Genomic DNA, 14,256 nt, shown 5'->3' with positions numbered 1-14,256 from the left:
AGGGGAGGAATGTAATAATGAAAGTATCTTATCATGGGCATTCAGTTGTAAAGATTGAAACGAATGGAAAGGTGATTTTAATTGATCCGTTTTTAACGGGAAATCCCAAAACAGATTTAAAGGCTGAAGATGTAAAAGTAGATGCGATTCTTTTATCGCATGGACATGGTGATCATGTTGGAGATACAGTAGAGCTTGCGAAGAAAAATAATGCAGTTGTTGTGGCACCATTTGAACTAGCGACATTTTTAAGTTGGCAAGGTGTAAATACACATCCGATGCATATTGGTGGTTCGCATGAATTTGACTTCGGAAAAGTGAAGTTTACACAAGCATTCCACGGTTCTAGTTATATTGATGAAGAAAATAAGACGATTACATATACAGGTATGCCAGCGGGTATTTTATTTACAGCAGAAGAAAAAACTGTGTACCATGCAGGAGATACTGCTCTATTCTCTGATATGAAATTAATTGGAGAATTAAATAACATTGATGTAGCATTTTTACCAATTGGTGATAATTTCACAATGGGGCCAGAAGATGCTGTTTTAGCAGCAAAATGGATTCAGGCAAAAACTGTTGTGCCGATGCATTACAATACGTTCCCAGTAATTGAACAAGATCCATATCAATTTGTAGAAAAGCTACAAAATTGTACAGGGAAAGTATTAGAAGCTGGAGAAAGTATTACACTATAGAAAAGAAACCCTTCATTTGAAAAGACAAGTGAAGGGTTTTTACGTGTGTAGGATAGCTTTTAAAGGTTGTACTTGTTTTGATGATTCTTTTCTTTTTGGAAGTGGCTGTTCAGGTGTTTCATTCAATTCCATTGCAACTTTCTTCCCGTCTACGAAAGCTAAAAATACAGCACCTACAACTTCTAATAATTTTTTCATCATGTATTCGCTCCTTTGTTTCATTTCTTGTCTTCATTGTATATGGAAGCGGCTGGACAAACTATCGAACGAGATGACAATACCATTACATTGTTGTAATGGAAGCAGCGGTGTAATGTAAGGCGCATTTTGTTATAAAAAAAATAGTACAGATATATAAAGAGAGAGTGTAACAGTTTTGAAAATATAGTATACTGAAAATACAACACATGAAGAATTTAGGGAAAAGAAAGTATGGTGAAACCATTTGGCTACCAAGCATAACCAAATTTTAGAACATATTAATAGCCTGCCAGTAGGGCATAAAATTTCTGTAAGGCAAATTGCAAAAGATTTGAGTGTAAGTGAAGGTACAGCTTACCGTGCAATTAAAGATGCAGAAAATAAAGGATATGTTAGTACGATTGAACGTGTCGGAACAATTCGAATTGAACAAAAGAAGAAAGAGAATATTGAAAAGCTGACATACGCTGAGGTCGTTAACATTGTCGATGGTCAAGTACTTGGGGGCAGAGAAGGACTACATAAAACGTTAAATAAATTCGTAATCGGGGCAATGAAATTAGAAGCGATGATGCGCTATACAGAAGCAGGAAACTTACTGATTATCGGTAATCGTACGAATGCACATCAATTAGCGCTAGAAGCTGGAGCTGCGGTGTTAATTACGGGCGGATTTGATACGGAAGATCATGTGAAGAAATTAGCAGATGAATTAAAACTGCCGATTATTTCAAGTAGTTACGATACATTTACAGTTGCAACGTTAATTAACCGTGCGATTTACGATCAGCTTATTAAGAAAGAAATTGTACTCGTTGAAGATATTTTAACGCCAATTGAAGAGACACTATATTTAAAACCAAATGATACAGTGCAACAATGGCATGCGTATAACGAAGAGACGATGCACGGAAGATATCCGATTGTTGATGAAAATAAAAAGGTATTAGGTATTGTAACTTCTAAGGATATGATTGGTGTTGCGAAAGAAACACCAATTGATAAAGTAATGACAAAGCATCCAATTACGGTAAATGGAAAAATGTCTGTCGCAGCTGCGGCACGTATGATGGTGTGGGAAGGTATTGAGTTACTTCCTGTTGTTGATGGAGGAAATAAACTGCAAGGTATTATTAGCCGTCAAGATGTACTTCAGGCGTTGCAAATGATTCAGCGTCAACCACAAGTCGGCGAAACAATTGATGATATTGTTACGAATCAATTCATGACGCCGAAAGAAGCGAAAAATGAACATTTATATCAATTTTCAGTGACGCCACAAATGACGAATTCAATCGGAACGTTATCGTACGGTGTATTCGCAACAATTGTGACGGAAGCAACGAATCGCGTTATTCGTGCGCAAAAGAAGAGTGATTTAATTGTTGAGAACTTAACAATTTATTTCGTAAAACCAGTTCAAATTGACAATGTTGTATCGGTTCATCCGAAAGTATTAGAAATTGGACGTAAATTTGGTAAGGTGGATGTAGAAGTGCATCATGAGGGTAATGTTGTTGGGAAAGCATTACTTATGGTGCAGTTGATCGATAAATAAAAAGATGGAGCAAGCCGCTTTGGTTTGTTCCATCTTTTTTTTAGAACGCTACAGTAGGGAGTTTTTAAATTTAGTTAGCAACTGAATCTACCAAGTTCTGTTTCATATTTATAAATATGGGCATGCAATCACTTGAAGATGCTTGAACAATAATTGTGGAGGTGTCGAATGGGAGTAATAGTTCTCTTTTTAGGGGTAGTATTTGCAATAACTTTTCATGTGTTAACACATAGAAGAATGGATGCAAAGAAAAAGAAATTGTATGTAGTAAGTTTGATTTTCGCTATTATTTGTTCCTTTATTCCTATAACTGGAGAAAATAAGAGCGATTTTCTTTACTTTGGTATACCAGTAGAAAATTTCATTTATTATGGCGGATGGGAGATTTCTTTTAATCCATTAGGCTTTTTTGTTAACTTTATTTTGTTTTATTTGGTTTTGAAATTAATAATTAAGCTACGTAAGAGTTCGGAGAGAGAAGTGAAAAAATAGAAGGATATGTATCAATGTGGATAGAAAATTGTTTGTTAGTCGATTACGCTTCTAATCGTTAAGAGATAACAATCGTGTAATGGGATAGGGAAACGATGCTTCACTATATGAACTAGGGGGAAAAGAATGGATTTTCACATTAAAAAGCAGTTATGTAAGCAATATAATTTAAATCGTCTTACGGAAGTTTCATTGTTGCATGGGGGAGAAAATCAAACATATATATTCGAATCGGACAAAAATAAATTTGTAGTGAGGCAGTATAGAGAAGGACGTTATACAGCCGAGCAAATAGAAGCTGAAATACATTGGTTAATAGCGATGCAAAAACAAATATCAGTACCAGAAGTAGTTGCAAATAAAAATGGTGACTGGATCACATCGGTTATGAAAGATGTGGGGCGTATCCAGTATTTTGTTATCTTTAGGTTTATAAACGGAAGTGAAATTTTAGAACCAAGGGATAGGGATTATGAAAAACTTGGGTTACTAATGCGGATGTTTCATGAAAAAACAAATGAAGTGCTCAAAAGAGTACCGCAAACTTGGATAGGATATGAAAGGCCTATATATAGTGAGCAAAAGATAATCCACGAGCCTTTACAACGATTACTACATGCTTCATTTCTATCACATGCGGATAAGTATGCGTGCATGAGAATTGCAGAAAGAATACAAGAACTCACAAATTCAACTCAACTAGGAGACAAACAATTTGTTCATGGTGATATGCATTTTGGCAATGTTCTTGTAGACAAAGAGGATTGGTATTTACTCGATTTTGATGAATGTGGATTTGGGTATAAAGAGTTTGATATTGGTGTTCCGAGATTGCATTTAATTGCTTCGGGACAGTTAGAAGACGTATGGGGGAATTTCATGATGGGATATGGGAAAAATATTTCAGAACCAGCCATTCGACTTGGGACTGCTTCAAGAATTTTTTATATGGCTGGAAAGATACCATTAAGGCTTGATATTGAACCTATTAGAAAAGATCCTGGCGCTTTTATTCGCCGATATATTCAGTATGCGGAAGAGGAATTATGCGGAGAGACAATTGTTTGATAAAAAAACAGAATATTAATTCATTTAGATTCTAGACTATGTTATAATTGAATTGTAAGAAAATGGATTCACGGAAGGTGGTATGCATTATGTCATCAACAGTACTCTTTTTTGGTAGTATCGCACTATTTTACTTTCTTATAATGATACCGATTCAATATTTATACTTACAAGGTTTACATGAAATAAAGAAAAAAACAGGATTATCTCAGCGAGAGCTATATGAAAGAATGTCTTTTGGAGAAGAACAATTACATCTTCATGTGCAAGGCAACCCATTTAATATACCATCTGCGTTTGTCGCATATATGATTTTAAAAGTTAGAGGACGTAAAAAAGCATCACAGTGTTGATGCTTTTTTACGTTGTTTCATAGACTTCTGCTTCTTTAACTGCTAATGGTAAGAAATGTTTATATTGGCGAAATCCATTAAATACACTTGCACTACCAAATAGAACAAATAAAACACCAACGATAATACGAGCGGTTGAAAGTTCTAAAAAGAATTGGTTTATCCCGAAGAATAAGACGAATGAACCGAGTGCCATTGCGGATTTTCCAGAGAGCCAACCTTTCTCCATTGGGCGGTTTGTACGAAAGTATTTTGTTTTGTAGAAGAGATACAACATAAATGAGACGATAATACAGAAGACTAATACTGGCATAATGCACACTCCCATCGTTTTATGAAAAATAATAGTGGGGAAAAATAAATATCTAAACTTTCTAACTTTTATTATAAAGCAATTGTTCGCATGTATGAAATACTTTCCGTTATAATGAAAGATAAAGTGAAGAAGTTGAGTAAAAAGGAGATTATACATATGCATGAGCAAATTTTAGGAGCAATTAAAGAGTTTGATACAATTATTATTCACCGTCATGTACGTCCAGATCCAGATGCGTTAGGTTCACAGGGCGGTCTTAGTACCATTCTACAAGAATCGTTTCCAGAGAAAAATATTTATACGGTTGGGTACAATGAACCGTCACTAGCATACTTACGAGTAATGGATGATATTGAAGATAGTGTATATGAAAATGCACTTGTTATCGTATGTGATACTGCGAACCAAGAACGTGTTGACGATCAACGCTATGCAAAAGGGAAGATGTTAATTAAAATTGACCATCATCCAAATGAAGATCCGTACGGAGATATTACGTGGGTAGATACGACAGCAAGTTCTACAAGTGAAATGATTTATGAGTTTTACAGTTATGGAAAAGATAAAGGATTACAGATAACGAAAGAAGCAGCTCGTCTTATTTTAGCAGGTATTGTTGGGGATACAGGTCGTTTCTTATTCCCGAATACAACAGCAAAAACACTTCGTTACGTGAGTGAGCTTGTTGATATGGATGTGAAATTCACAGATTTATACAACGAAATGTATAAGACGAAAGAAAAGATTGCTCGTTTAAACGGCTATATTTTACAAAACTTTACGATGGTAGAAGAAGGAGTAGCTTACATTAAATTAACGAAAGAAGTATTAGAAAAGTTTGATGTACTTCCTTCTGAGGCATCTGGCGTTGTTGGAGCACTTGGTAATATTGATGGATTAAAGGCGTGGGTTCTATTTTTAGAGGAAGATGACGTGATTCGTGTTCGTCTTCGCTCAAAAGGACCAGTGATAAATAAATTAGCAATGCAATATAATGGCGGAGGGCATCCGATGGCTTCTGGTGCAAAAGCATCTTCTTGGGAAGAAGCGGATCGTCTTTTTGCTGATTTACGTGAGCTGTGTAGATAAGAGATTATATATGAAAACGAAAAGAAGGAGCGGCGCTAAAGCCCTCCTTCTTTATTTTTCTTTCTCTATCGTAATGCTAATTTCAAGCACTGTATCAAAAGATATCGTATCGACTTTGAAACGGTATAGCCGATCGTAATGTTTGTACGTTTTGTTTTCGATTACCTTTTTGAGTAGGTCTTTATTTTTTGCTATACTTTGAATGTTTTTCGTTAAAAGATGTTGGAGGTCATTATGGATAGAGGTGGTCATATTTTCGAGTGTAAGATTGTCTAAATCGTATTTTTCTCGATTTATAAGTTTTATTTTAATCTCTTGAATAGTTAAGAGCCGTTTATTTTCAGTATTCAATTTTTCTTGATCTTCGAGAAGGACGTGGAGCTTTGCTTCTTGTTTTTCTATAATTTCTCTTTGTTCTGCTATTTTACTAGCTTGTTCTTCTTGAAAAACACCGTATATGTACAAAAAAATAAACCAGCTCAACACGCCTCCAACAGCAGCACCAGCTAAAACTAAATACCATCTTTTTGCTGTATTGGCACTTGGTACTCTCATACATGTTCCTGCGTTAGCCATTTAATAATAATAAGACCGGTTTGCATACCACCCGTTGCGAAAAAAATAAGGAGAATTTGTTTTACGATATCTTTCATATCCCCGCCAAAGAAACTTCTTTCAAAGCTATAAAAAGTATCAAATGTTCCACCAATCGCTGCAACGAGTGCCCAAATTCTTAAATTTTGGGCGAATTGATTAATGTAAGTTAGAGTTGGTTTTCCGATAAGAAATGCACCAAAGCCGCCAATTAATGAACCACCGAGTATAACCCCAAAGGCAATAAAATAACTAATAATAAGCAGAGAGAAAAAAGTGTGTTCTCTTACATCCATCGTCATTCCCCTTTCTTCTTCATATATATGGACAAAGTATAAGAAGTATGTTTTGATTTCCGCTTTCCTCATCACCTATAATAAAAGTAGTCAAATTGGTAAAGAGAGGGTACAACAGTGAAGTTTGTGCATTTACAATGTCAAACCGTTTTTAGTTTATTAAAAAGTGCTTGTAAAATTGATGAGCTTGTAGTCAGGGCGAAAGAACTTGGTTTTTCATCACTCGCTATTACGGATGAAAATGTTATGTATGGCGTTATTCCGTTTTATAAAGCATGTAAGAAACATGGTATACAGCCTATTATCGGCTTAACAGCTTCTATTTTTAGTGAAGAAGACGAAAAATCTTATCCGCTTGTTTTACTTGCTGAAAATGAAATAGGCTATCAAAATTTATTAAAGATTTCTAGTAGCATTATGACGAAGTCAAAAGAAGGTATTCCGAAAAAGTGGCTTGCCCATTATGCGAAAGGATTAATTGCTATTTCACCAGGTAAAGATGGGGAAATTGAACAATTATTATTAGAAGACAAAGAGAGTGAAGCTGAAGAAGTAGCTCGCATGTATCAAAGTATGTTCGGCAATTTTTATATGAGTTTGCAGCATCATGCGATTCAAGATGAACTGCTTTTACAAGAAAAGCTGCCTGAATTTATTAATAAGGTAAATGTTCCAGTCGTTGCAACGAACGATGTACGCTACATCAATCAAAGTGACGCACTTGTTCATGAATGCTTATTATCTGTTGAAAGTGGAACGAAAATGACTGATCCAGATAGGCCGAGAATGAAAACGGATCAGTATTATTTAAAGTCAACGGATGAAATGGAAGCACTATTTTCGCATGTTGAGGAAGCGATTCAAAATACAATAAAAATCGCAGAAAGTTGCCAAGTAGAAATTCCTTTCCATGTAAATCAATTACCGAAATTTCCTGTTCCAGCTAACGAGACGAATGATATGTATTTACGCCGCGTTTGTAAAGAAGGATTGCAGAAACGTTATGGTACGCCGAAAGAAGTACATATAAAGCGTTTGAACCATGAATTAAACGTGATTTCTAGCATGGGATTTAGTGATTATTTCCTCATCGTATGGGATTTTATGAAGTATGCGCATGAAAATCACATTTTAACAGGACCAGGCCGTGGATCGGCGGCTGGCTCACTCGTTTCTTATGTATTAGAAATTACAGATATTGATCCAATTGAATACGATCTATTATTTGAACGATTTTTAAACCCTGAACGTGTGACACTTCCAGATATTGATATCGATTTTCCAGATATAAGACGTGATGAGATGATTCGATATGTGAAAGATAAATATGGTCAGCTTCGTGTTGCTCAAATTGTAACGTTCGGGACGCTGGCAGCAAAAGCGGCAATTAGAGATATTGCGCGTGTAATGGGGCTTCCGCCGCGAGATATTGACATATTCTCGAAACTTATCCCATCAAAGCTTGGTATAACGTTAAAAGATGCATATGAGGAATCGCAATCACTCCGTGAGTTTATACAAGGAAACCTTCTGCATGAGCGTGTGTTTGAAATTGCAAAACGTGTAGAAGGCTTACCACGTCATACGTCTATTCATGCAGCTGGCGTTATTATGAGCCAAGAGCCATTAACCGGAAGTGTTGCGATTCAAGAAGGGCATAACGATGTGTATGTTACGCAATACCCAGCTGATGCATTAGAAGAACTTGGGTTGCTCAAGATGGACTTTTTAGGATTACGTAATTTAACGTTACTTGAAAATATTATAAAGTTTATCGTGAAAAAAACGGGAACACAAATTGATATAAGAAATTTACCACTTCAAGATGAAAAGACATTCCAATTGTTAGGTAGAGGGGATACAACAGGTGTATTCCAGCTTGAATCAGGTGGTATGCGAAATGTACTTCGCGGGTTAAAGCCGAATGAATTTGAAGATATTGTCGCTGTTAACTCGTTATATAGACCAGGACCGATGGAACAAATTCCGACCTTTATTGAATCAAAGCATGGAAAAAGAAAAATTGAATATTTACATCCGGACTTAAAGCCGATTTTAGAAAGAACGTACGGTGTCATTGTATACCAAGAACAAATTATGCAAATTGCATCGAAGTTAGCGGGATTCTCGCTTGGAGAAGCAGATTTATTACGCCGTGCAGTGAGTAAAAAAAATCGTGATATTTTAGATCAGGAACGTAAGCATTTTGTGCAAGGTTGTTTACAAAATGGTTATGACGAGACATCTGCGGAGAAAATTTACGATTTAATTGTAAGATTTGCAAATTACGGTTTCAACCGAAGTCACGCGGTAGCCTACAGTATGATTGGATATCAACTTGCCTACTTAAAAGCGAATTATACGCTGGAATTTATGACGGCACTATTGTCGAGTGCAATTGGAAATGAAGATAAGATTGTGCAGTATATACGAGAAACGAAGCGAAAAGGTTTTCATGTTTTGCCGCCATCTCTTCAGAGAAGTGGTTACAATTTCCAAATAGAAGGTGATGCGATACGTTACAGTCTACTTTCCATTCGAAACATCGGAATGGCTACAGTGACAGCGTTACTCGAAGAACGAGAGAAAAAAATGTTTGAAGATTTATTTGAATTTTGTCTTCGCATGCCATCAAAGTTTGTAACAGAGCGAAATTTAGAGGCGTTCGTCTGGTCTGGATGTTTTGACGATTTTGGTGTTTCGAGAACGAATTTGTGGAAAAGCCTTAAAGGAGCGGTAGAGTACGCAAATCTTGCACGTGATTTAGGAGATGCTGTTCCAAAATCAAAATACGTACAAGGAGAAGAGCTCTCTTTTATTGAACAGTTAAATAAAGAAAAGGAAGCACTAGGTTTTTATTTATCAAGCTATCCGACAGCGCAGTATGTGAAGTTAGCGAAAGAATTAGAAATTCCATCTCTCGCTCAGGCGATGCGACATAAGAAAAAGGTACAAAGAGCTATCGTGTATATAACAAGCGTAAGAGTGATTCGTACGAAAAAGTTGCAAAAGATGGCGTTTATTACATTTTGTGATCAAAATGATGAAATGGAAGCAGTTCTTTTCCCTGAAACGTATATACATTTCTCAGATAGGTTACAAGAAGGAGCAATTGTTTTAGTTGACGGCATGATTGAGCTTAGAAATCATAAATTACAATGGATTGTAAATGGACTATATCCGTTAGAAGAAATGGATGTGTATGAAGAAAAGAAAGACGCATCTGTTTACGTGAAATTGCCGTCTCAATATGAGAAAAAGCTGTTAAATCAAGTTACTAAAATATTGTTTGACTATTCGGGTTTTGCGAAAGTACTAATTTATTATGAAAAGGAACATAAAATGGTACAATTATCTCGAAGTTTATCGATTCATCCAAGTGAAGAATGTTTAGGAGCACTTCGTGAAATTGTCGGGGAAGAAAATGTAGTTGTGAAAATATAATGGACAATTTCCCTACACTTCGATTATTATAGTAGTAGTGTTCGTGGTCAGACCACTTGGAGAAATTGATATCAGCTAGAATAATTTGAGGAGAGTGGATAGTTTGTCAACACTTCGTGAAGAAGCACTTCACATGCATAAAGTGCATCAAGGAAAATTAGAAACTGTATCAAAAGTAAAAGTAGAAAATGCAAAAGATTTAAGTCTTGCATATTCTCCAGGGGTTGCAGAACCTTGTAAAGAAATTTATGACGATAAAAGTAAGGTATATGAATATACGATGAAGGGAAATATGGTAGCAGTTGTGACTGATGGAACAGCTGTACTTGGTCTTGGTAACATTGGACCTGAAGCATCTCTTCCAGTAATGGAAGGTAAAGCTGTACTATTCAAGAGCTTTGCTGGTGTAGATGCATTCCCAATTGCCTTAAATACAAACGATGTAGATAAAATCGTTGAAACTGTAAAATTAATGGAGCCAACTTTTGGCGGCGTTAACTTAGAAGATATCGCAGCACCAAACTGCTTCATTATTGAAGAACGTTTGAAAAAAGAAACAAATATTCCTATCTTCCATGATGATCAACACGGAACAGCTATCGTAACAGTAGCAGGTCTTGTGAACGCGCTAAAACTAGTTGGAAAGAAAATGTCTGACATTAAAGTTGTCGCAAATGGCGCAGGTGCAGCAGGTATTGCAATTATTAAACTTTTATATCGCTATGGTGTACGCGACATTATTATGTGTGACCGTAAAGGCGCGATCTATGAGGGGCGTCCTACAGGTATGAATCCGGTGAAGGATGAAGTTGCAAAATATACAAATAAGAATCGTATCGAAGGTTCTTTAGCTGATGTTGTACAAGGTGCGGACGTATTCATTGGTGTATCTGCAGAAGGTGCATTAACAGAAGAGATGGTTCGTACAATGAATGACGATGCAATTATTTTTGCAATGGCGAATCCAGTTCCAGAAATTATGCCAGAATTGGCAAAAGCAGCGGGCGCAGCTGTTGTTGGAACAGGTCGTTCTGACTTCGCAAACCAAGTAAATAATGTACTAGCGTTCCCTGGTATTTTCCGCGGTGCACTTGACGTACATGCGACACAAATTAATGAAGAAATGAAGATGGCAGCTGTACAGGCTATTGCTGAGCTTGTAGCAGAAGATGAGTTAAATGCAGACTATATCATTCCAGCACCGTTTGACGCGCGTGTAGCGCCTCAAGTGGCATCTTACGTTGCGAAAGCTGCAATGGAGACAGGAGTAGCTCGCCGTCAAGTAGATCCAAATGAAGTTGCTGAGAAAACAAAACAATTAGCGCTGATTGGTAAAGAATAAGCGAGGAATTTCCATTGACATCATCAAATACAAAAGTATATCTCGAAATTGTAAAAAAAATCCGTTCCATTATGGAAGAGGATGGATTGGTAGCGGGGGATCGTTTGCCGTCTGAGCGTGAGTTAAGTTCACGTTTAAATGTGGGGCGTTCCTCTGTAAGAGAAGCGTTGCGTGCTTTAGAACTGGTAGGATTAATTGAAACGAGACGTGGTGAAGGGACGTTTATTCGAAACTTTTACGATAACGGTCTTGTACAATTGATTGCTCCGTTTTTGCTGCAAGATGAGAAAACAATTCTTGATTTATTACAAACAAAACGATTGCTTGAGAAAGATATGATTCGAGTTGTATGTAATTTACCGAAAGAAACGTTTTCTAAAGTGCTAAGTAAATTACATCCAGTGCTTGAAGGAAATGAAAATTCGATTCCGACGCTTCATCAAACGTTCTTTAAAACACTTATTGAACAAGTCGATAATTATTTACTATATCGCATTTGGATGATCGTAAATGATTACGTATCAACTCTTTCTTGTAAAGTTTCAGGAGATTCTATCGATATGTATAGAAAGCTTTACGCTACTTTGGAAGAAAAACAAGAAAATGATGCACTAAAAATTTACGATGAATTAGTAGAGAATATACAGTTTCACTCGTAATGTATAAAATTTGTCGAAATGACCATGACACGTTATGACAAACATTCTATCGCGTAGCGGTTAAAGTTAAACGTAAAGAGTGAGGTTATTAGACAGATTGAGAAGATAAGGCTAACATCAAACTTTGGTGTTAGCCCAATTTTCTTCTTACGCTAACCTTAGCTCTCAACGAAGGGGGTCAAATTGTGCTAAGAGATTTATTCGTGAAAAAGAAAAAGTACGCTGCAATACCTTCAGAACAAGTACGAAAAGATGTACCAGATGGCGTTATGACAAAATGTCCGAAATGTAAAAAAATCATGTATACGAAAGAGCTTCTAAAAAATTTAAAAGTATGTGTGAATTGTGGATATCATCATCCTATGAATGCATGGGAACGTCTTGATAGTATATTGGACGAAGGGTCATTCCGTGAGTATGACAAAGAAATGGTTTCATTAAATCCACTCGAGTTTCCAGGATATGAAGAGAAACTAGAGAGCGATCGTAAGAAGACTGAATTGAACGAAGCGGTTGTAACTGGTGAAGGAACAATTGATGACATGCTTGTTGTTGTTGCAGTAATGGATTCTCGTTTTCGAATGGGGAGCATGGGCTCTGTTGTAGGAGAAAAAATTGCCCGTGCGGTTGAAAAGGCATACGACTTACAAGTTCCATTTATTATCTTTACTGCTTCGGGTGGTGCCCGTATGCAAGAAGGGATATTAAGTTTAATGCAAATGGCAAAAACAAGCGTAGCTTTGAAAAAGCATAGTAATGCAGGAGGATTATTTATTTCTGTTATGACTCATCCGACGACGGGCGGGGTTTCAGCGAGTTTCGCTTCACTTGGTGATTATAATCTTGCAGAACCAGGAGCACTGATCGGATTTGCTGGTAGACGTGTAATTGAACAAACCGTGCGTGAGAAACTACCGGAAGATTTCCAAACGGCAGAATTCTTACTAGAACATGGTCAATTAGATGCTGTGGTTCATCGTGATGATATGAGAGAATCGCTTCGCAAGATTTTAGAAGTTCATCAAGGAGGGGAAATGGCTGTATGGCAGAGCTAGAATTTGAGAAACCAGTTGTTGAGCTAAGAAATAAGATTCGTGAACTGAAAGACTATACGAAAAACAGCCAGATGGATTTCAGTGAGGAGATTCGTATTTTGGAAGACAAGCTAGAAAATTTAGAGGAAGATATATACGGCAATATGAAAGTATGGGACCGTGTTCAAATTGCTCGTCATGCAGAACGACCGACAACGCTCGATTATATTGAGCACTTATTTACTGATTTTTTTGAATGTCATGGAGATCGTCTATTTGGCGATGATGCAGCGATTGTCGGCGGCATTGCGAAGTATAAAGGGATGCCTGTAACTGTAATTGGGCATCAACGCGGAAAAGATACGAAAGAAAATATTCGCCGTAATTTTGGGATGCCTCATCCAGAAGGATATCGAAAAGCACTACGTTTAATGAAGCAGGCGGAAAAGTTCAATCGTCCAATTATTTGTTTTATTGATACGAAAGGAGCTTATCCTGGTAAAGCTGCTGAAGAACGTGGTCAAAGTGAAGCTATCGCTCGCAATTTATTTGAAATGGCAGGATTAACAGTACCTGTTATTTGTATCGTTATCGGCGAAGGTGGTAGTGGTGGTGCACTAGGTCTTGGGGTAGGGGATTACATTCATATGCTAGAAAATTCCACTTATTCTGTTATTACACCAGAGGGTGCAGCGGCAATTCTTTGGAAAGATGCAGGAAAAGCAAAGGAAGCTGCAGAGGCGATGAGAATTACAGCAGCAGATTTGAAAGAATTAGGTGTAATTGACGAAATTATTCCAGAGACAAAAGGTGGAGCACACCGTAATGTTTTGAAACAGTCAGAAAATATAGACTTAATGATTAGAAAAACTTTTGAACAATTAAACGGAATTTCGAAAGATGAATTAATCGAAAAACGTTATGAAAAATATATGAAAATTGGGCAAGTTTCGTTTTCAAACGCTTCCATTGGGATAAAATAAGAAAAGCGTGCGTTCCTCTTCGCGAATGCACGTTTTTATTATGAAAAGACACATCTTCTCCATTGTGTTTTTATATTTTTTCGTGTTATTTTATTATAAGGCAAATAATCTTTATGAGGTGAGTAC

Annotated in this window: 15 protein-coding genes; 11 read left to right on the top strand and 4 right to left on the bottom strand. The window is 36.7% G+C overall.

Going from position 1 to position 14,256, the window contains the following annotated elements; all coding sequences use genetic code 11:
* Window positions 1–17: 17 nt before the first annotated feature.
* Window positions 18–701: a metal-dependent hydrolase gene (locus ACUXEY_RS07350; protein ID WP_097832120.1), complete on the top strand. Its 684-nt coding sequence runs from the start codon at window positions 18–20 to the stop codon at window positions 699–701.
* A gap of 39 nt (window positions 702–740) precedes the next feature.
* Here the strand turns inward: ACUXEY_RS07350 and ACUXEY_RS07345 are convergent, their stop codons facing one another.
* Window positions 741–902 (bottom strand): hypothetical protein, encoded by a 162-nt coding sequence (locus tag ACUXEY_RS07345; RefSeq protein WP_000976300.1) that lies wholly within the window; start codon window positions 900–902, stop codon window positions 741–743.
* Window positions 903–1,146: 244 nt separating this feature from the next.
* Between ACUXEY_RS07345 and ACUXEY_RS07340 the strand changes: the two genes are divergently transcribed.
* The 4 genes from ACUXEY_RS07340 (at window position 1,147) to ACUXEY_RS07325 (ending at window position 4,373) form a co-directional block, all read left to right on the top strand.
* A complete protein-coding gene (locus ACUXEY_RS07340) occupies window positions 1,147–2,460 on the top strand; it encodes a DRTGG domain-containing protein (protein ID WP_461300382.1) in 1,314 nt (437 codons plus the stop codon).
* A gap of 168 nt (window positions 2,461–2,628) precedes the next feature.
* Window positions 2,629–2,952, top strand: coding sequence for a hypothetical protein (locus ACUXEY_RS07335; protein WP_142313131.1), 324 nt, complete (start codon window positions 2,629–2,631; stop codon window positions 2,950–2,952).
* A 126-nt stretch (window positions 2,953–3,078) separates the two neighbouring features.
* Window positions 3,079–4,020, top strand: a complete 942-nt coding sequence (locus tag ACUXEY_RS07330) for a phosphotransferase enzyme family protein (RefSeq protein WP_461300381.1) — start codon at window positions 3,079–3,081, stop codon at window positions 4,018–4,020.
* A gap of 89 nt (window positions 4,021–4,109) precedes the next feature.
* Complete coding sequence (locus ACUXEY_RS07325; RefSeq protein ID WP_461300380.1) at window positions 4,110–4,373, top strand: DUF3949 domain-containing protein; 264 nt, start codon at window positions 4,110–4,112, stop codon at window positions 4,371–4,373.
* 7 nt (window positions 4,374–4,380) lie between these two features.
* On the opposite strand, the gene ACUXEY_RS07320 is transcribed toward ACUXEY_RS07325, so the two are convergent.
* Complete coding sequence (locus ACUXEY_RS07320) at window positions 4,381–4,686, bottom strand: YtpI family protein (RefSeq protein ID WP_001144777.1); 306 nt, start codon at window positions 4,684–4,686, stop codon at window positions 4,381–4,383.
* 159 nt (window positions 4,687–4,845) lie between these two features.
* Here ACUXEY_RS07320 and ACUXEY_RS07315 point away from each other — a divergent pair, with 159 nt between their 5' ends.
* Complete coding sequence (locus tag ACUXEY_RS07315) at window positions 4,846–5,778, top strand: DHH family phosphoesterase (protein ID WP_429600579.1); 933 nt, start codon at window positions 4,846–4,848, stop codon at window positions 5,776–5,778.
* A 51-nt stretch (window positions 5,779–5,829) separates the two neighbouring features.
* Here ACUXEY_RS07315 and ytrI read toward each other — a convergent pair whose 3' ends face one another.
* Both ytrI and ACUXEY_RS07305 read right to left on the bottom strand, forming a co-directional pair.
* Complete coding sequence (ytrI, locus tag ACUXEY_RS07310) at window positions 5,830–6,333, bottom strand: sporulation membrane protein YtrI (RefSeq protein WP_001265736.1); 504 nt, start codon at window positions 6,331–6,333, stop codon at window positions 5,830–5,832.
* Window positions 6,330–6,743, bottom strand: coding sequence for a YtrH family sporulation protein (locus tag ACUXEY_RS07305; RefSeq protein ID WP_002008713.1), 414 nt, complete (start codon window positions 6,741–6,743; stop codon window positions 6,330–6,332). The genes ytrI and ACUXEY_RS07305 overlap by 4 nt, the downstream gene beginning before the upstream one ends.
* 42 nt (window positions 6,744–6,785) lie before the next feature.
* On the opposite strand from ACUXEY_RS07305, the gene dnaE reads away from it, so the two are divergent.
* The 5 genes from dnaE (at window position 6,786) to accA (ending at window position 14,130) form a co-directional block, all read left to right on the top strand.
* Window positions 6,786–10,112 carry a DNA polymerase III subunit alpha gene (dnaE, locus tag ACUXEY_RS07300; protein WP_461300379.1) on the top strand — a complete coding sequence of 1,109 codons (3,327 nt, stop codon included), beginning with the start codon at window positions 6,786–6,788 and terminating at the stop codon, window positions 10,110–10,112.
* A gap of 133 nt (window positions 10,113–10,245) precedes the next feature.
* Window positions 10,246–11,454, top strand: a complete 1,209-nt coding sequence (gene ystJ / locus ACUXEY_RS07295; protein WP_166703035.1) for an NADP-dependent malic enzyme — start codon at window positions 10,246–10,248, stop codon at window positions 11,452–11,454.
* Between the two features lie 14 nt (window positions 11,455–11,468).
* Window positions 11,469–12,113, top strand: a complete 645-nt coding sequence (locus tag ACUXEY_RS07290) for a FadR/GntR family transcriptional regulator (RefSeq protein WP_461300378.1) — start codon at window positions 11,469–11,471, stop codon at window positions 12,111–12,113.
* A gap of 185 nt (window positions 12,114–12,298) precedes the next feature.
* Window positions 12,299–13,168 (top strand): acetyl-CoA carboxylase, carboxyltransferase subunit beta, encoded by an 870-nt coding sequence (gene accD, locus ACUXEY_RS07285; protein ID WP_000942865.1) that lies wholly within the window; start codon window positions 12,299–12,301, stop codon window positions 13,166–13,168.
* On the top strand, window positions 13,156–14,130 hold the full coding sequence (accA, locus tag ACUXEY_RS07280) for an acetyl-CoA carboxylase carboxyl transferase subunit alpha (RefSeq protein ID WP_060632500.1): 975 nt from the start codon (window positions 13,156–13,158) through the stop codon (window positions 14,128–14,130). Before accD ends, accA begins: the two co-directional genes overlap by 13 nt.
* Window positions 14,131–14,256 lie beyond the last annotated feature (126 nt).

Source organism: Bacillus sp. F9_6S_D1_P_5 (genome assembly GCF_054823925.1).
This window is presented reverse-complemented; position numbering and strand designations above follow the sequence as displayed.